Annotated in this window: 12 protein-coding genes; 8 read left to right on the top strand and 4 right to left on the bottom strand. The window is 72.5% G+C overall.

What is annotated here, in order from left to right; all coding sequences use genetic code 11:
• Nucleotides 1–68 precede the first annotated feature (68 nt).
• Nucleotides 69–884 (top strand): class I SAM-dependent methyltransferase, encoded by an 816-nt coding sequence (locus AC5677_RS10130; RefSeq protein ID WP_497194687.1) that lies wholly within the window; start codon nucleotides 69–71, stop codon nucleotides 882–884.
• The gene (gene hrpB / locus AC5677_RS10135) at nucleotides 788–3406 is read left to right on the top strand and encodes an ATP-dependent helicase HrpB (RefSeq protein WP_497194688.1); all 2619 of its coding nucleotides are present in this window, start codon (nucleotides 788–790) and stop codon (nucleotides 3404–3406) included. The genes AC5677_RS10130 and hrpB overlap by 97 nt, the downstream gene beginning before the upstream one ends.
• Before the next feature lie 345 nt (nucleotides 3407–3751).
• On the opposite strand, the gene pgfA is transcribed toward hrpB, so the two are convergent.
• From pgfA to AC5677_RS10150, 3 genes are all read right to left on the bottom strand, one after another.
• Entirely contained in the window at nucleotides 3752–4744 is a 993-nt protein-coding gene (gene pgfA, locus AC5677_RS10140; RefSeq protein ID WP_497194689.1) for a cell envelope lipid trafficking protein PgfA, read from the bottom strand.
• 18 nt (nucleotides 4745–4762) lie between these two features.
• Nucleotides 4763–4897 (bottom strand): SPW_0924 family protein, encoded by a 135-nt coding sequence (locus AC5677_RS10145; RefSeq protein ID WP_497194690.1) that lies wholly within the window; start codon nucleotides 4895–4897, stop codon nucleotides 4763–4765.
• A gap of 173 nt (nucleotides 4898–5070) precedes the next feature.
• The gene (locus AC5677_RS10150) at nucleotides 5071–6960 is read right to left on the bottom strand and encodes a lytic transglycosylase domain-containing protein (protein ID WP_497194691.1); all 1890 of its coding nucleotides are present in this window, start codon (nucleotides 6958–6960) and stop codon (nucleotides 5071–5073) included.
• 150 nt (nucleotides 6961–7110) lie between these two features.
• Here AC5677_RS10150 and AC5677_RS10155 point away from each other — a divergent pair, with 150 nt between their 5' ends.
• Entirely contained in the window at nucleotides 7111–7959 is an 849-nt protein-coding gene (locus tag AC5677_RS10155; RefSeq protein WP_497194692.1) for a DUF4184 family protein, read from the top strand.
• A 313-nt stretch (nucleotides 7960–8272) separates the two neighbouring features.
• On the opposite strand, the gene polA is transcribed toward AC5677_RS10155, so the two are convergent.
• A complete protein-coding gene (gene polA, locus AC5677_RS10160; protein ID WP_497196568.1) occupies nucleotides 8273–10933 on the bottom strand; it encodes a DNA polymerase I in 2661 nt (886 codons plus the stop codon).
• 272 nt (nucleotides 10934–11205) lie between these two features.
• Between polA and AC5677_RS10165 the strand changes: the two genes are divergently transcribed.
• The 5 genes from AC5677_RS10165 (at nucleotide 11206) to AC5677_RS10185 (ending at nucleotide 18821) form a co-directional block, all read left to right on the top strand.
• A complete protein-coding gene (locus AC5677_RS10165) occupies nucleotides 11206–13524 on the top strand; it encodes an FdhF/YdeP family oxidoreductase (RefSeq protein WP_497194693.1) in 2319 nt (772 codons plus the stop codon).
• Between the two features lie 181 nt (nucleotides 13525–13705).
• Complete coding sequence (locus AC5677_RS10170; RefSeq protein ID WP_497194694.1) at nucleotides 13706–14179, top strand: PaaI family thioesterase; 474 nt, start codon at nucleotides 13706–13708, stop codon at nucleotides 14177–14179.
• 593 nt (nucleotides 14180–14772) lie between these two features.
• Nucleotides 14773–15993, top strand: coding sequence for a branched-chain amino acid ABC transporter substrate-binding protein (locus AC5677_RS10175; protein WP_497196569.1), 1221 nt, complete (start codon nucleotides 14773–14775; stop codon nucleotides 15991–15993).
• A 96-nt stretch (nucleotides 15994–16089) separates the two neighbouring features.
• Nucleotides 16090–17019 carry a branched-chain amino acid ABC transporter permease gene (locus AC5677_RS10180; RefSeq protein WP_497194695.1) on the top strand — a complete coding sequence of 310 codons (930 nt, stop codon included), beginning with the start codon at nucleotides 16090–16092 and terminating at the stop codon, nucleotides 17017–17019.
• Nucleotides 17020–17024: 5 nt separating this feature from the next.
• Nucleotides 17025–18821: a branched-chain amino acid ABC transporter permease gene (locus AC5677_RS10185; RefSeq protein ID WP_497194696.1), complete on the top strand. Its 1797-nt coding sequence runs from the start codon at nucleotides 17025–17027 to the stop codon at nucleotides 18819–18821.
• Nucleotides 18822–18824: the final 3 nt, after the last annotated feature.

Below are 18824 nucleotides of genomic sequence, written 5' to 3' on the forward strand. Positions count from 1 at the left end.
CCGCGAGGTCGAACGGCCTCACAGTCCCTGCAGCTCCAAGCAGAGCGAAGACTACGACGACGGGCGCGATGAACCAAGAGCACGAGCCGGAGGCGACCCGACGTGACGCCTCGGACACCGAAAGCAGCCGGGCCAGCCGGGGATGGTGGGACCGCAATGCCGACGAGTACCAGAGCGAGCACGGAGCGTTCCTGGGGGACGACCGGTTCGTCTGGGGCCCCGAGGGGCTGGACGAGGCGGCGGCCGGGCTGCTGGGGCCGGCGGCGGAGCTGAAGGACAAGCGGGTCCTGGAGATCGGGGCCGGCGCGGCGCAGTGCTCACGCTGGCTGGCGGCGCAGGGTGCCCGTCCCGTGGCGCTCGACCTCTCCCACCGGCAGCTGCAGCACGCGCTGCGGATCGCCGACGGGGCGGCGGCGGAGCCTCAGCTGGTGGAGGCGGACGCCGGGGCGCTGCCGTTCCGCGACGGCTGCTTCGACCTCGCCTGTTCCGCCTACGGGGCGATTCCGTTCGTCTCCGATCCGGTGCGCGTGTTGCGGGAGGTGCGCCGGGTGCTGCGGCCGGGTGGCCGGTTCGTGTTCTCGGTGACGCACCCCGTTCGCTGGGCGTTCCCCGACGAGCCGGGGCCCGAGGGGCTGTCGGTGGCGGCCTCGTATTTCGACCGGACGCCGTATGTGGAGCAGGACGAGGCCGGGCGGGCGGTGTATGTGGAGCACCACCGGACGGTGGGTGACCGGGTGCGGGACGTGGTGGCCGGCGGGTTCCGGCTGGTGGATCTGGTCGAGCCGGAATGGCCGGAATGGAACGCTCAGGAGTGGGGTGGCTGGTCCCCGCTGCGGGGGAATCTGATCCCTGGGACGGCGATCTTCGTGTGCGTGGCGGAGTGAGCGGGGGCATCCGCCACGCCGCCCTGGACCGGCTGCCCGTACGGACCGCGCTGCCCGCGCTGCGGGAGGCCCTCGACGGGGACGGTGCGGCCGTGCTGTGCGCGCCGCCGGGCACCGGGAAGACGACCCTGGTGCCGCTGGCGCTGGCGGGCCTGACCGGCGCGGGGCCCGCGCGGCGGGTGCTGGTCGCCGAGCCGCGGCGGATCGCGGCCCGTGCGGCGGCGCGGCGGATGGCGTGGCTGCTGGGTGAGCGGGTCGGCGGGACGGTCGGGTTCACGGTGCGCGGGGAGCGCCGGGTGGGGCCGCGTACGGCCGTGGAGGTGGTGACCACCGGCGTGCTGCTGCAGCGGTTGCAGCGGGATGCGGAGCTGCCCGGGGTGGATGTGGTGGTGCTCGACGAGTGCCATGAGCGGCATCTGGATGCCGATACCTGCGCGGCGTTCCTGCTGGACGTACGGGAGACGCTGCGGCCCGAGCTGCGGCTGGTGGCGGCGTCGGCGACGACGGACGCCGAGGGCTGGGCCCGGTTGCTGGGCGGTGCGGGGGGCGCGGCGCCGGTGGTGGAGGCGGCGGGCGTGTCGCATCCGGTGGCGGTGGTGTGGGCGCCGCCGGAGCGGCCGGTGCGGCCGCCGCACGGGATACGGGTGGATCCGGCGCAGCTGGCGCATGTGGCCGCGGTGGTGCGGCGGGCGCTGCGGGAGCAGAGCGGCGATGTGCTGTGTTTTCTGCCGGGTGTCGGGGAGATCGGGCGGGTCGCGGGGCAGCTGGCGGGGGTGGATGCCGAGGTGCTGCAGGTGCACGGGCGGGCGTCGGCCGAGGCGCAGGACGCGGTGCTGGCGGGGAGTGGTGGGGGCGCGCGGCGGGTGGTGCTGGCGACGTCCGTGGCGGAGTCGAGTCTGACCGTGCCCGGGGTGCGGGTGGTGGTGGACAGCGGGCTGGCGCGGGTGCCGCGGATGGATCATGCGCGGGGGCTGAGCGCGCTGGCGACCGTACGGGCCTCGCAGGCGGCGGGGCGGCAGCGGGCCGGGCGGGCCGGGCGCGAGGCGCCGGGTGTGGTCTATCGCTGCTGGTCGGAGGGGGAGGACGGGCGGCTGCCACGGTTCCCCGACCCGGAGATCAAGGTTGCCGATCTGACGGCGTTCGCGTTGCAGGCGGCGTGCTGGGGCGATCCGCAGGCGGCCGGGCTGGCCCTGCTGGATGCGCCGCCGTCGGGTGCGCTGGCCGCGGCGCGGGAGGTCCTGACGGCGGTCGGTGCGGTGGACGCGGACGGCCGGGCGACCGGGCGTGGCGGGCAGCTGGCACGGCTCGGGTTGCCGCCGCGGCTGGGCCGGGCGCTGCTGGACGGTGCGCGGGAGATCGGGGTGCGGCGGGCGGCGGAGGTGGTGGCGCTGCTGAGCGAGGAGCCGCCGCGGGCCTATGGGGACGATCTGGCGGCGGCGTGGCGTACGGCGCGCCGGGGCGGCGATGCGTACGCGGCGAGCTGGCGGCGGGAGGCGCGGCGGCTGGCGTCCGCGGCCGAGGGGGCGGTCGGGGCGGCCGGGACGGGCTCGGGTGACGACGCCGATGCGGGGCTCGTTGCCGCGCTGGCGTTTCCGGAGCGGGTGGCGCGGGCCAGAGGGGCGGGCAGCTTTCTGATGGCGTCCGGGACCGGGGCCGAGCTCGGCGGGGAGGCGTCGCCGCTGCGGGATGCGCCGTGGCTGGCGGTCGCGGTGGCGGACCGGCCGGTGGCCGCGGCGTCCGCCCGGGTGCGGCTGGCGGCCGTGATCGACGAGGGGACGGCGTGTGCCGCGGCGCGGGCGCTGTATTCCTCGGGCGAGGAGGTGCGCTGGGCGGACGGGGACGTCGTGGCGCGGAGCGTGACCCGGCTGGGGGCGGTCGAGCTGTCGGCCCGGCCGTTGGGCGCGCCGGATCCGGTACTGCTGCGGGAGGCGGTGGTGTCGGGGCTGCGCCGGGAGGGTCCCGGTCTGCTGCGCTGGTCGGCGGGGGCGGAATCGCTGCGGCAGCGGATGGCGTTCCTGCACCGGGAGCTGGGCGGACCGTGGCCGGATGTGTCGGATGCGGCGCTGCTGGAGCGGGCCGAGGAGTGGCTGGGGGTGGAGCTGGACCGGGCGCGGCGGCGGGCCGATCTGGAGCGGATCGATGCGGGGCAGGCGCTGGCGCGGATGCTGCCGTGGGCGTCGGGTGACGCGGCGCGGTTCGACGAGCTGGCGCCGGAGCGTATCGAGGTGCCGAGCGGGTCGCGGGTGCGGGTGGATTACGGGGGCGAGCGGCCGGTGCTGGCCGTGAAGCTGCAGGAGATGTTCGGTCTTGACGAGACGCCGCGGACAGCGGGGGTCGCGGTGGTCGTGCATCTGCTGTCCCCGGCCGGGCGGCCCGCCGCCGTCACCTCCGACCTCGCGTCGTTCTGGCGCGAGGGCTACCGGTCGGTGCGGGCGGAGCTGCGCGGCCGGTATCCGAAGCATCCGTGGCCGGAGGATCCGGCGGGGGCGGTGCCGACGCGGCGTACGAACACGCGGCGCTGAGCGGGCGGGCCGCCTCTCCGGCGGGCCTCCGACGCCGTCGGCTCTCCCTCTCCCCCCTCTCCTCGTAGGAGTACGCGAACGGCACCAGGCAGTGGTCCTCGTCGGCGCCGTCGCTGCCGAAGTACTCCGGATGGACGGGGTGGCCGCCCTGGGTGACGAACTCATTCCTCCGCGGGCCGTCGGGTATCCGGCCGAACGCCTCGGCCGCGGCGGCGGTCACCGGCCCGTCGGCCCGGGTCAGGTCCGCCAACTCGGCCAGTTGGCGGGCCAGCAGGGCATCGGGAGCGCGCAGCAGGAGTGCCGTGTGCCCACCCTGGGGGCGGGCGCTGACAGTCACCTGAGGCGTCAGGCTCCGGCGGGCTCCGGTACCGGTGCCGTGGCCCGGTCCGGCCCGCCCGGCCTGCGGCTGCGGGCCTCCAGCCACAGGGAGAGGGCCAGCAGTGCCCCGCCGAGGGTCAGGAAGCCCCAGGGCAGATAGCTGGTGAGCAGCAGGACGAGGGTGCGCTGGGATTTCACCAGGGCGACGGTGGAGGCGACGTAGTCGTCGCGCATTTTCACATGGCCGGCGAAGGCGGTGACCTTGCCGCCGCCGGGCAGCAGATCGCCGCCGCGCAGCTCCTCCTTGTGGATCTCCTGGCCGTTGACCGGCGCCCCAGTGACCGGGTCGACCCAGAACATCCGCTTGGTGCTGTACCAGCGGGTGGTGCCCATCTTCGCGACGGACTCGGGGGTGATGCCCTTGACCGGCATCTTCTTGGGGAGCGGGACCTTGGTCCAGGGGATGGTCTGCTCGAAGTAGTAGACCTCCAGGCCGTGGAAGGTCGTGGTCCCCTTGTAGTGGATGGGGGCGGAGGTGCGGGTCTGCGCGTCGAAGTAGGTGTAGTCGCGCTTCTCGGTGAGGAACGGCCACTTGTACTCGATGCCCTCGCGGCGTACCGGGTCGCCGTCGACCATCTCGCCGGTGGCGTGCACGGGGTCCTGGGAGTGGGCGTCGAAGATGTAGCGCTCGGGGACCTCGGAGACCATCTTGCCGTCGGGTCCGGCCACGTAGGACAGGGCGTCCCAGACGACGACGTCGCGGCCCGCGGTCTGTTCGATGCGGTCGGATGCGCCGACATCGCCCTTGAGGGTCTGCACGATGGTGACCTTGGGGACGCGCCTGGCCTTCATCGTGCCGTAGTCGAGGAGGGTGGCGGGTCTGGCCTCCAGGACCATGTCCTGGTACTGGCTGGGCGGGATCTTGGCGAGCCGGGGGAAGGCGTACCACCGCATCAGCGGCGACAGGGTGGTGAAGAAGACGGCGAAGGCGAGGAGTACCAGGCTGGCTTTGCGGCGCATGGCGGGTTCGTCCCTCCCTCAGGGGTGTTCGGGGACGGTGGTCAGCAGCGGTTTGGGTGAGGTCGTGCCGCTGGGCGCGCCGATCGCCGTGATGGTGGCGATGAGGGCGAGCGCCGCGGCCAGTCCGATGACGGCTGCTGTCAGGGCGCGCATGGCCGGCCTCCCGGAGAGCACTGGAGCTGATACGGCGTCAGGTCGGGGCACCGTAGCAACGGGGGGCCGAGATGAGAACACGTTGCACCCGATGACGCGCCCCGCCGCCGTCCCGGCCCGGACGGCGGGCGGGACGGCGGCGGGGCGGCGTGGGGCGGGCGGTGTGGGGCGGGTCAGCTCGCGCCGGTCGGTGTGACCTCCAGTTCGACGGTGAGTGAGGCGCCGTCGTCGGTGGTCAGCCGCAGCAGGAACGTCCCGGTGTGCGTGTCCGTGTAGATCTTCGGGAGCCTGAGCAGGCCGTGGGCGTCCGTGGTGAGGGTCGTGAGGGTGCGTACGGGCTTGTCCTTGTCGGCGCCGGTGGCCTCGGGGTCCTTGAAGTAGGGGCCCTTGTCGTTCTCCACGGGGCTGTCCGGGCTCTGGGAGTTCTCGGGGCTTCGGGGGGTCCCGGAGGTCCCGGCGCTCCGGGGGTCCTCGGTGACCATGGTGGCGGTGACCGGCACCCCGGCGGCGGTCTTGCCCTGGCAGGTCGCCCGGAGCTCGATCGCGCCGGCCGCGAAGGCCTGGCCCGCGGTCACCGTCAGCTTCTTGTCCGACGTGCGGACGAGCCGGTCGGCCCGCGGCGCGGGCCTGGCCTTGACGGTGGCGTCGAAGGCCACGGCGGGCACGCCGCGGCCGACGGCCGTCGCCCGGAGGGTGAAGGTGCCGGTCCGTTCGCCCGCGTGCAGCGTCGGCGCGGTGGCCAGGCCGTCCTTGCCGGTGGTGACGGTGACGGTGGTGGCGGCGTCGGGGAAGCGGGCGTCCGTGGCCTTGGGGAGGGTGAAGCGGATGGCGGCGCCGGCGACCGGCCTGCCCGCCGCGTCCTCGGCGCGTACCCGCGGCTTCGTGGCGAAGTCGGTGCCCGCGGTGGCGCTCAGGTCGTGGTCGCCGGTCCGCTGGAGGGCGGCGACGGCGGCGGGCTCGGCGGGATGGGCGGGCTCTGTGGGGTGGGTGGGCCCGGTGGGCGGCTTGGGGGTGGACGGCTTGGGGGCCGGCTTCGGGGCGGGGGTGCCGGAGCCGCCCGGGGTGTGGCCGGAGCCGCCCGAACCGCTCGGCGCGGCAGGGCCGTTCGGCCGGGTCCCGGCGGGGTGGCGGCTCCTGCCCGGCGCGCCTGCGGTGTCCCGGCCGTGGCCCGTACGCCCTGCCGACCGGCCGTCCGTGTGCTCGCCGCTCTTGGTGACGCCGCCCCGTCGCACCGGCAGCACGCCCTTGCCGTCCGGCACCTCGTACGTCCCCGTGCGATAGAACGCGTACCAGGACAGCACCGTCCGCAGATACGCCGCGGAGTCGTTGTAGCCGAGGATCGCGCGGTCGAGGTCGTCCGCCGCGGACAGATCGCGGCCGCCGGCGCAGAGATAGCGGCCGGCGGCCAGCGCCGCGTCGAAGACGTTGTGGGGATCCTTCTTGCCGTCGCCGTTGCCGTCCGCGCCCCAGCCCGCGCCGAGGGGGCCGCCGTTGGACCAGGTGGAGGGGATGAACTGCATCGGTCCCACAGCGCGGTCGTAGGCGCGGTCGCCGTCCAGGCGGCCGTCGTCGGTGTCGCCGATGCGGGCGAAGCCGTGGCCGTTGAGCTGGGGGCCGAGGATCGGCGCGAGGGTGGTGCCCGTTCCGTCGACGGCTCCGCCGCGTGCCTGGCCGGATTCGACCTTGCCGATTCCGGCGAGCAGCTGCCAGGGCAGCCGGCAGCCCGGCTGAGTGGCGTCGAGGCGGGCGGCGGCCTTCTTGTAGGCGGCGAGGACGGTGGCCGGGATGCCGGCCTGGGCGGGCCCGGTGGCGGGGTGGCCGCCACCGCGATGGTGCGAACCACCGTGCGGGACGGCGCTGTTGAGGGGCGGGAGGTCCGTGTAGTAGCCCGCGCCGCCGTCGATCGGGGCGTCGGCGGGCGGCGGGCCCGGGTCCGGCTCCGCGGCGGCCGCGTGCTGCGGTGCGCCCGGTCCCCGAGAGGCGGTCAGCGCGGCCAGCGCCAGCGCCACCACGGCCGTTGAGGCCGCTCCCCTGCGGAGCCGTCGCCCGAATATGGCTGCCATACGTGCCGTCCCCTCCACCGTGACCTGCCGCGCGCACCACGCGGTGCGCGCCCCCAGCGCTCCAACTCGGGCGAGACTACGACAACTCGGGCCGAGCAGCTACCGCTCTCATCGGCCGACATAATGATCCGAACCGATCAAGGGGGGGCCATGCCGTTCACGCTCAGTCATGCCGCCGCGGTGCTTCCGGCGATCCGCCGCACGGGCGCGGGGCGCGGACCGCTGGTCGCCTCGGCGCTCGTTGCGGGCTCGTTCGCACCGGACCTGACGTACTACGCGGACACGGCGGTGCCGGGCGCCATGGAGTTCGGTGAGGTGACACACGGTCTGCCCGGTGTGCTGACGATCGATGTCGCCGTCACCGCGGCGCTGGTGGGCGGCTGGCTGCTGGTGCGCGAACCGCTCCTGGCGCTGCTCCCGCGGGCGTGGCAGGGACGGGCGTACGCCTTCGCCCGCGGCCGCCCCTGGCAGGCACGGGGAGTCCGCCAACTCGCCTCACTGGCCTGCTGGTTCTACCTCTCCGCCGTGCTGGGCGCTGCGTCCCATGTGGTGTGGGACGCGTTCACGCACCCGGGCCGCTGGGGCACCCGGCTGATTCCCTGGCTGAACGAGCGGGCGGGCATCCGGCCCGTCGCCACGTATGTGCAGTACGGCACCTCGGCGCTGGCGCTGGCGGCGATCGGCTGGTTCCTGTGGACGGCGCTACGGGACGGGCGCGACGAGGGGCCGCCGGCCGCCGTACCCGCCCTGAGCGTCCGGCTGCGGCTGCTGCTGACCGCGCCGCTCGCGCTGTGTGTCCTGGCCGGCGCCGCCGACCGGACGTGGCGGGCGTACGCCGTCTACGACGGCACGGCCGTCTGGTTCGACTACCTCCCGTCCGCCCTCTTCGGCGCGGGGGCCGGGCTCGTCCCCGGGCTGGCGCTGTACGCCGTGGCCGTACGGCTGCTGCACCGCCGGAGGCACGGCGCGCAGGACGGCGACCGGGCGCCCGTCGGCTGACGCCGCTCGCCGGGACGGCAAGGCGGCGGCGCAGGCGGCGGCAAGGCCCGGCCCGGACGTCCCGGCCCGGAGGGGCGCCCTCGGCGCCGACCCGGAGGTGACGGTGCCGGACGGTGCCGGCAGGCCCGGTCTCGTACGAGGTCGTCGCCGGGTCGCCACGGACCACCGCAGGGCCGGCGCCGGGGAAGCAGGCGGCCCCGGGGAAGCAGGCGGCCCCGGGGAAGCAGGCGGCCCCGGGGAAGCAGGCGGCCCCGGGGCGCGGGTCACTCCCTCGCCCCGGGGCCGTCGCACCGCGGTTGCCGTACCCGCTCGGTCAGTGCGCCGCCGACTCCCAGTCCTTACCCGCGCCGACCGAGACGTCCAGCGGGGCGCTCAGCTCGACCGCGTCGGCCATTTCGCGGCGGACCAGCTCCTCGACCTTCTTGCGTTCGCCGGGGGCCACCTCGACGACGATTTCGTCGTGGACCTGGAGCAGCAGCCGCGACTGCAGCCCGGCCTCGCGCAGGGCCGCGTCGACCTTGAGCATGGCGATCTTGACGATGTCGGCGGCGGTGCCCTGGATCGGGGCGTTCAGCGCCATCCGCTCGGCCATTTCGCGGCGCTGGCGGTTGTCGCTGTTGAGGTCGGGGAGGTAGCGGCGGCGGCCGAGGATCGTTTCCGTGTAGCCGGTGGCGCGGGCCTCCTCGACGACGCGCTGGAGGTAGTCGCGGACGCCGCCGAAGCGCTCGAAGAAGTTGTCCATCAGCTTGCGGGCCTCGTCGGGCTGGATGCCCAGCTGCTGCGAGAGGCCGAACGCCGACAGGCCGTACGCCAGCCCGTAGGACATCGCCTTGATCTTGCGGCGCATCTCCGGGTCGACCTGGTCCTTGGCGACCGAGAAGACATGGGAGGCGACGGTGGTGTGCAGGTCCTCGCCGGAGGTGAAGGCCTCGATCAGCCCCTCGTCCTCGGAGAGATGGGCCATCACCCGCAGCTCGATCTGGCTGTAGTCGGCGGTCAGCAGCGACTCGAAGCCCTCGCCGACGACGAAGCCGCGGCGGATGGCCCGGCCCTCGTCCGTACGGACCGGGATGTTCTGGAGGTTGGGGTCCGTGGACGACAGCCGGCCGGTGGCGGCGACGGTCTGGTTGAACGTGGTGTGGATACGGCCGTCCGCGGCGATGGTCTTGATCAGGCCCTCGACCGTCGTGCGCAGCTTGGCCTGCTCGCGGTGGCGGAGCATGATCACCGGGAGTTCGTTCTCGGTCTGCGCGGCCAGCCACGCCAGGGCGTCGGCGTCGGTGGTGTAACCGGTCTTGGTCTTCTTGGTCTTGGGCAGGCCCAGCTCGCCGAAGAGAACCTCCTGGAGCTGCTTGGGCGAGCCGAGGTTGAACTCATGGCCCGCGGCGGCATGCGCCTCCTGCACGGCCTGCTGGACGGCGGCCGCGAACTGCTGCTCCATCCGCTCCAGCCAGCCCCGGTCGGCGGCGATGCCCGCCCGCTCCATCCGGGCCAGCAGGGCGCTGGTGGGCAGCTCCACATCGCGCAGCAGCTCCGCGGCGCCGACCTCCGCCAGCTTGGTCCCGAACGCGGCGCCCAGGTCGAGGACCGTACGGGCCTGCCCCATCAGGGCGTCCGCCTCCGCCTCCTCGTCCGCGCCGAAGGCCAGCTGGCCGTCGCCCGCGGCGGCCGGCGCGAGATCGCGGCCCAGGTACTCGAGGGACAGAGCGTCCAGGGCGAAGGAGCGGCGGCCGGGCTTGACCAGATAGGCGGCCAGGGCGGTGTCCATCGTGACGCCCTCGATGAGCCAGCCGTGCTCGCCGAAGACCCGCATCAGACCCTTGGCGTTGTGGATCACCTTGGGCCGGGCGGGATCCGCGCTCCAGGCGGCGAAGGCCCGCTCGTCGGCCTCGTCCAGCTGCGTCGGGTCGAACCAGACGGCCGGGCCCTGGGGGGTGGCCAGCGCCACCTCGGCGACGCTGCCGCTGCCCAGCGTCCAGACGTCCACCGTGGCGACGCCCAGCGGGCCGGTGCCGTGCTCGGCCAGCCACGGAGCGAGCTCGCCCGCGCCCAGGACCGTGCCGTCCACCTCGACGCCGCCGGCCGGCGCCGCCTCCTCGGCTGCCTGCGCCTCGCCCGGGTCCACGGCGTGCAGCCGGTCGCGCAGGCCCTGGTTACGGATCTCCAGGGCGTTGAGGAACACCTTGAGCGCCTCGCGGTCGTACGCCTCGCGGGTCAGCGCGTCGGGGCCGCACGGCAGCTCCACGTCGCGGACCATCTCCGTCAGCCGGCGGTTGAGCTTGACCGACTCCAGATGCTCGCGGAGGTTGGCGCCCGCCTTGCCCTTGACCTCCTCGGCGCGCTCCACCAGCTCCGCGAACGAGCCGAACTGGGTGATCCACTTCGTGGCGGTCTTCTCGCCGACACCGGGGATGCCGGGGAGGTTGTCGGACGGGTCGCCGCGCAGCGCCGCGAAATCCGGGTACTGGGCGGGGGTCAGGCCGTACTTCTCGAAGACCTTCTCCGGGGTGAAACGGGTCAGCTCCGAGACGCCCTTGGTCGGGTAGAGGACCGTGACGTCGTCGGAGACCAGCTGGAAGGAGTCGCGGTCACCGGTGACGATGGAGACCTCGAAACCCTGCGCAACGGCCTGCTCCGTGAGCGTGGCGATCACATCGTCGGCCTCGAAGCCCTCGACCGCGAACCGCTTGACATGCATGGTGTCGAGGAGCTCGCCGATCAGCTCGACCTGGCCCTTGAACTCGTCGGGCGTCTTGGAGCGGTTCGCCTTGTACTCGGGGAACTCCTCGGAGCGCCAGGTCTTGCGCGAGACGTCGAAGGCCACCGCGAAATGCGTGGGCGCCTCGTCGCGCAGGGTGTTCGCGAGCATCGACGCGAAGCCGTAGATCGCATTGGTCGGTTGCCCCGTGGCGGTGGTGAAATTCTCCACGGGCAGGGCGAAGAACGCCCGGTATGCCATGGAATGCCCGTCCATCAGGAGCAGACGGGGACGGCCGCCCGCCGCCGCCTCGGTGCCGGTCGCTTCGCTCTTCTTCGCTGCCTTTGCTGCCACGCCCCCGATCCTGCCACGCCCCACTGACAATCCCCGCCGCGGACGCCGCCCCGCCGCCCGCGGACGCCGCCGCTCCTGGTCTACGCCGCGCCTCCCGTCCGTGACAGGATTCGGGGACGCATCAGATGTGTACGGCAACGATCCGCCCCACCCCCGGCGGACCCGGCACAGCACACGGCTCAAGGGAGAGCGCCATGGCAGGCAAGCCGCCCGCATCGGACCCGGTCCAGGACGCCCCCGAGGTCGGCCCGCCCCAGCACTCCGCGGTCGGCCTGCCCGCGATCACCCACGCCCTGCGCATCTCCCAGCAGCAGATGGGCGTCAAGCGCACCGCCCTCACCCTGCTCCGCGTGAACCAGAAGGACGGCTTCGACTGCCCCGGCTGCGCCTGGCCCGAGGGCGACAAACGGCACACCGCCGAATTCTGCGAGAACGGCGCCAAGGCCGTCGCGGAGGAGGCCACCCTGCGCCGGGTCACCCCGGACTTCTTCGCCGCGCACTCCGTCACCGACCTCGCCGACCGCAGCGGCTACTGGCTCGGCCAGCAGGGCCGCCTCACCCACCCCATGTACCTGGCCGAGGGCGCCGACCACTACGTCCCCGTCCCCTGGGAGAAGGCCTTCGACATCATCGGCGAGGAGCTGAACGCCCTCGACTCCCCCGACGAGGCCGTCTTCTACACCTCCGGCCGCACCAGCAACGAGACGGCCTTCCTCTACCAGCTCTTCGCCCGCGAACTGGGCACCAACAACCTCCCCGACTGCTCCAACATGTGCCACGAGTCCTCCGGCTCGGCCCTGACGGAGACCATCGGCATCGGCAAGGGCAGCGTCCTCCTGGAGGACCTCTACAAGGCCGACCTGATCATCATCGCCGGGCAGAACCCGGGCACCAACCACCCCCGGATGCTCACCGCCCTGGAAAAGGCCAAGGCCGGCGGCACAAAGATCATCTCGATCAACCCGCTGCCCGAGGCCGGCCTGGAACGCTTCAAGAACCCGCAGACCCCCCGCGGCCTGGCCGGCGGCGGCACCGCCCTGACCGACCTCTTCCTCCAGGTACGCCTCGGCGGCGACCAGGCCCTCTTCCGCGCCCTGAACCGTGCGATCCTCGAGACGGACGGCGCCGTCGACGAGGAGTTCATCCGCGAACACACCCACGGATACGAGGAGTTCGCGCGGACCGCCCGCGCCGACGACGACTGGGACGAAACCCTGCGCGCCACGGGACTGACCCGCGAGGAGATCGACCGCGCGCTCGCCATGGTCCTCGCCTCCCGGCGCACCATCGTGTGCTGGGCCATGGGCCTGACCCAGCACAAGCACTCCGTCCCCACCATCCAGGAAGTCGTCAACTTCCTGCTGCTGCGCGGCAACATCGGCCGCCCCGGCGCGGGCGTGTGCCCCGTACGCGGCCACAGCAACGTCCAGGGCGACCGCACCATGGGCATCTTCGAGCGGCCCGCACCCGCCTTCCTGGACGCCCTGGAGAAGGAATTCGGCTTCGCACCGCCCCGGGAACACGGCCTCGACGTCGTACGGGCCATCCGCGCGCTGCGCGACGGGCAGGCCAAGGTGTTCTTCGCGATGGGCGGCAACTTCGTCTCCGCCACTCCCGACACCGACGTCACCGAGGCCGCCATGCGCCGCGCCCGCCTCACCGTGCACGTCTCCACCAAACTCAACCGCTCACATGTGATCACCGGCGCCCGCGCGCTGATCCTGCCCACCCTGGGCCGCACCGAGCGCGACGTCCAGGCCGGCCCGGACGGGAAGGGCGCCGAACAGTTCGTGACCGTCGAGGACTCCATGGGCATGGTGCACGCCTCCCGAGGACGCCTGGAGCCGGCGAGCCCCCAGCTGCTGTCCGAGACGGCGATCGTCGCCCGCCTGGCCCGGCGGGCCCTGGGCGAGGCCAGCCGCACCCCCTGGGAGGAGTTCGAGAAGGACTACGCGACGATCCGCGACCGCATCGCGCGCGTCATCCCCGGCTTCGAGGACTTCAACACCCGGGTCGCCCACCCCGGCGGCTTCGCCCTGCCGCACGCCCCCCGCGACGACCGCCGCTTCCCCACCGCCACCGGGAAGGCCAACTTCACCGCCGCCCCGGTGCAGTACCCCACCGTCCCCGAAGGACGGCTCCTGCTGCAGACGCTGCGCTCGCACGACCAGTACAACACCACCATCTACGGCCTCGACGACCGCTACCGGGGCATCAAGAACGGCCGCCGCGTGGTGCTCGTCCACCCCGACGACGCCCGCGCCCTGGACCTGGCCGACGGCGCGTACACCGACCTGGTCAGCGAATGGACGGACGGCAGCGAACGGCGCGCGCCCGGCTTCCGGGTCGTGCACTACCCCACGGCCCGCGGCTGCGCGGCCGCCTACTACCCCGAGACCAATGTCCTCATCCCGCTCGACCACACCGCGGACACCAGCAACACCCCCGCGGCCAAGTCCGTGGTGATCCGCCTGGAGAGCGCCCCGAACCCCCGGCAGGACACCCCGGGCTGAGCGCTCGCTCAGGAGCCTGATAGGAACGGGCACGGCCGATGACGATCACGGCCACCGGGCACGACCGGTACGGGCCACGACCGACGCCCGGTCGCGCCCCACACCGGTCACGGCCCACACCGGTCACGACCATCGACGATCACGGGCGCAACGATCACGGACAGCGAACGGAGCCGCAGGCATGGGTGAGCAGAGCACGACCAAGTTTCCGCCGGAGATCCTGGCGCAGTGGGCGGGCCTCGGCCTCGACCTGCCCGCCCTGTTCTCCGCCGGGCACCTCGGCGAGCGGATGAGCGTGCAGGTCCTGGAGGCCGCACCGGAGCGGGTCGTGGGCACCATGCCCGTCGAGGGCAACACCCAGCCCTACGGGCTCCTGCACGGCGGCGCCTCCGCCGTGCTCGCCGAGACCCTCGGCTCGGTCGGCTCCATGCTGCACGGCGGCCCCACCAAGCTCGCCGTCGGCGTCGACCTCAACTGCACCCACCACCGGGGCACCCGCTCGGGCCTCGTCACCGGCGTCGCCACCCCCGTGCACCGCGGCCGGTCCACCGCCACCTACGAGATCGTCATCACCGACGAGCAGGACAAGCGGGTCTGCACCGCGCGACTGACCTGCATGCTGCGCGAGGTGGACGCCGACGCCTACCGCAGCTGAACCGCACCGCCACGACGGCCCCGCCCCCGGCCCCCGGGAGCGGGGCCGTCCGCATGCCCGGACCGTCCGCCCCGCCTCCCCGCACGCCGCGCCCGTCATGCACATCCCCGCCCGCCCTCACACGGCCTCACACGGCATCGCAGACGCCCCCGTACACACCTCCGCACGCGCCCCCGTACACATTTTCGTAACGCTGCGTAACACGCGCGCCCTTCCGCGCCGGGCCCATCACCCCTCCCCCGCACCGCCGTTGACGTCTCCGCGCCCACCGCGACCGATATCCGGACGCCGCACCGACACCCCGGCCCACATTCCCCCGCGGAAGTGCAACTTCGCCTTCCGCCCCGCGTCCGCCCCCGAGCTGTAAGGACCATGAGGGCATAACGCTCATCGCAGGTCATAACAAGAGCGTCACATCCTGGTCAGCGCCTCTGCCGGGGCGCCGAACACCGCTCTAGAGTTCACCGCCAGTCACCGCGCCGCGGGGCGCGCTGCAAGCACGGCCCCTGTACCAACCCGTACAGCCCGCGCGAAACGGCCACGCGACAACCGCGGCCGCGCCAGGGAAAGGACTGATCGTGCGTCACCGTTCCTTGCTCATCCTCACCACCGCACTCGCCACCGGCGCCCTCACGCTCACCGCGTGCGGCTCCCGCGGCGAAGACAAGAGCGGCGACGGCTCGAAGACCACCGTCGTCATCGGCCTCGACGCCCCCACCACCGGCGAGCTCTCCGCTCTCGGCCTGGGCATCCGCAACTCCGCCCAGCTCGCCATCGACAACGCCAACAAAACCGGCGAGGTCAAGGGCGTCACCTTCAAACTCGAAGCCCTCGACGACAAGGCCCTGCCCAACGTCGGCCAGCAGAACACCACCAAGCTCGCCGGCGACAAGGACGTCCTCGGCATCGTCGGACCCCTCAACTCCGGCGTCGCCCAGTCCATGCAGCAGGTCTCCAAGCAGAACAACCTCACCCTGATATCCCCGGCGAACACCACGCCCGACCTCACCCAGGGCCCGGACTGGCGCAAGGACAAGCGCGTCCGCCAGTTCCCCACCTACTTCCGCACCGCCACCACCGACGAGGTACAGGGCGCCTTCGACGGCCAGTACGCCTGGGAGAAGATGAAGGTCAAGAAGGCCTACGTCATCGACGACCAGAAGACCTACGGCGTCGGCCTGGCCTCCTCCTTCAAGGACCAGTTCACCAAGCTCGGCGGCAAGATCGTCGGCAACGAGCACATCAGCCCCGACGACCGCGACTTCAAGGCCGTCGTCTCCAAGGTCAAGTCCGCCAAGCCCGACGTCGTCTTCTACGGCGGCGAATACCCGGCCTCCGGACCCCTCAGCCAGCAGCTCAAGGACGGCGGCGTCACCGTGCCCCTCATGGGCGGCGACGGCATGTACAGCGCCGACTACATCAAGCTCAACAAGAAGGCCCAGGGCGACTTCGCCTCCTCCGTCGGCAAGCCCGTCGAACAGCTCGCCTCCGCCAAGAAATTCATCGCCGACTACAAGGCAGCCGGCTTCAAGGAAGCCTACGAGGCCTACGGCGGCTCCACCTACGACGCCACCTGGGCCCTCATCCAGGCCGTCAAGGCCGTCGTCGGCGACAACGGCGGCAAGCTCCCCGACGACGCCCGCGCCAAGGTCGTCACGGCCATGAACAAGGTCACCTTCGAAGGCGTCACCGGCAGCGTCGCCTTCGACAAGTACGGCGACACCACCAACACCATGATCACCGCTTACCAGGTCGACAAGGGCACCTGGAAGTCCCGCTTCAGCGCCGAATTCAAGAAGTTCGACAAGAGCTGACCCGCCCGCAGGCCGGCCAACCGGGCCGCGCCGGAACACCACCCCGGCGCGGCCCGCGGCACAGCCACCCCACTCCCACACAACGGAGGCCCTGCGGTGAACGAACTGCCGCAACAGCTGGCCAACGGACTCATCCTCGGCGCGATGTACGGACTCATCGCGATCGGCTACACGATGGTCTACGGAATCGTCCAGCTCATCAACTTCGCCCACGGCGAGATCTTCATGGTCGGCGGCTTCGGGGCACTCAGCGTCTACCTCGCCCTCCCCGCCGGCACCTCACTCGCCCTCGCCCTGCCCGTCATGCTCATCGGCGGCATCGCCGTATCCGTCCTCGTCGGCGTCGCAGCGGAACGATTCGCCTACCGCCCGCTCCGCGGCGCCCCCCGCCTCGCCCCCCTCATCACCGCCATCGGCCTGTCCATCGCCCTCCAGCAGGCCATCTGGAAGTGGTACCCCGACGGCAAACAGGCCCGCGTCTTCCCGCAGTTCAAGGGCCACTCCTTCGACATCCTCGGCGCCACCGTCCAGCGCGGCGACCTCTTCGTCCTCATCGCCGCCCCCGCCTGCATGATCGCCCTCGGCTTCTTCGTGTCCAAAACCCGCAGCGGCCGCGCCATGCAGGCCACCGCCCAGGACCCCGACACCGCCAAACTCATGGGCATCAACACGGACCGCATCATCGTCCTCGCCTTCGCCATCGGCGCCGCCTTCGCCGGCGTCGCCGCCGTCGCCTACGGCCTGCGCACCGGCGAGGTGCAGTTCCGGATGGGCTTCATCATGGGCCTCAAGGCCTTCACCGCAGCCGTCCTCGGCGGCATCGGCAACATCTACGGCGCCATGCTCGGCGGCGTCGTCCTGGGCATCGCCGAAGCCCTCGCCACCGCCTACATCGAGGAAATCCCCGGTATGCAGCAATTCGGCGGCGGAGCCTGGAAGGACGTCTGGGCCTTCGTCCTCCTCATCCTCGTACTCCTCCTGCGGCCACAAGGCCTACTGGGCGAACGCGTCGCGGATCGGGCGTGATAGCGATGACCACACAGACCACCACGAACACCGCCCGCAGCGTGCTCCCCCTCCCCGAGCGCACCGCCCGCACCACCACCGCGGCCGCCGCCCTCGCCACCGCCCTCACCACCGCCCTCGCCTGGACCTGGAGCAACGACTTCCCCGGCGAACTCACCTACTACGGATCCCCCGCCGGCCTCCAGATCGTCACCCTCGCCGGCGGCATCCTCACCCTCCTCCTCGCCGCGGCGGGACTCGGCATCCGCGGCCTCCGATGGCTCACCCCCGGCGGCCGCAACGCCCCCGTACTCCTCGCCGCCCTCGCCACCTTCGCCGCCACCTGGTTCACCCTCATCGCCATCGCCATCCAACTCGGCGGCCTCGTCAACCTCGAACCAGGCGGCTTCCTCGCCGGCGCGACCTCCCTCGTCACCCTCGCCGCGGCCCTCGGCCTCCCCGCCGACCACACCCCCGGCACCCCACCCACCGGCGCCTGGCAACGCTTCACCAACAGCCTCGCCGCCACCCCCGTCGCACGCCGCACCCGCGAACTCCCCGGCTGGGCCGAAATCCTCATCATCGCGGCCGCCTTCGCCACCGGACTGCTCGCCTTCACCTACGGCATCGACACCGACGACGGCGCACCCTTCGTCGGCTACCTCCTCTTCGTCGTGATCGCCATACCCGCCCTCAACCGGGCCGGACTCATCAAGCGACTCACCGAACTCACCCACAAACACCGCGGACCGGCCCTCGCCGCCGCCTTCATCGCCGCCGCCAGCTTCCCCTTCACCCAGGACACCGACCAGTACACGATCATCGGGGCCAACATCCTGATCTTCGCCACCGTCGCCCTGGGCCTCAACGTCGTCGTCGGCCTCGCCGGCCTCCTCGACCTCGGCTACGTCGCCTTCCTCGGCGTCGGCGCCTACGCCGCGGCCCTGGTCTCCGGCTCCCCCGAATCCGCCCTCGGCCTCCACTTCCCCTTCTGGGCCGCACTCCTGACCGGCGCCGCCGCCTCCCTCGTCTTCGGCGTCCTCATCGGAGCCCCCACCCTCCGCCTGCGCGGCGACTACCTCGCCATCGTCACCCTCGGCTTCGGTGAGATCTTCCGCATCGCCATGCTCAACCTCAACGGCACCACCGGCCCCGACATCACCAACGGCGCCATGGGCATCCCCAACATCCCCAACCTCGAAATCTTCGGCTTCAACTTCGGCGAACCGCACCAGATCCTCGGCATCCCCGTCGCCACCTACGGCAACTACTACCTGCTGATGATCCTCGTCACCGCCTTCGTCGTCCTCGTCTTCCGCCGCGCCGCCGCCTCCCGCATCGGCCGCGCCTGGATCGCCATCCGCGAAGACGAAACCGCCGCCATCGCCATGGGCATCAACTCCTTCCGGCTGCGCCTGCTCGCCTTCGCCCTCGGCGCCTCCCTCGCAGGACTCGCCGGAACCGTCCATGCACACGTAGTAACGACCGCCACCCCCGAACAATTCCAGTTCGCCGGACCCCAGCCCCCCAACTCCGCCTTCCTCCTCGCCGCCGTCATCCTCGGCGGCATGGGAACCCTCAGCGGACCCCTCGTCGGCGCGGCACTGCTCTTCCTCATCCCCGCCAAGCTCGACTTCCTCCAGGACTACCAGCTGCTGCTCTTCGGCATCGCCCTCGTCCTGCTGATGCGCTTCCGGCCCGAAGGCCTCATCCCCGACCGCCGCAAGCAGCTCGAATTCCACGAAACCGGCCAGCTCGACGTCCCCGACCAGCGCCTCCCCGAAACCGACGCCACCCTCGGCGCCACCCAGGCAAAGGCGTGACGA

The sequence above is a fragment of the Streptomyces sp. JLSY215 genome (assembly GCF_059682825.1).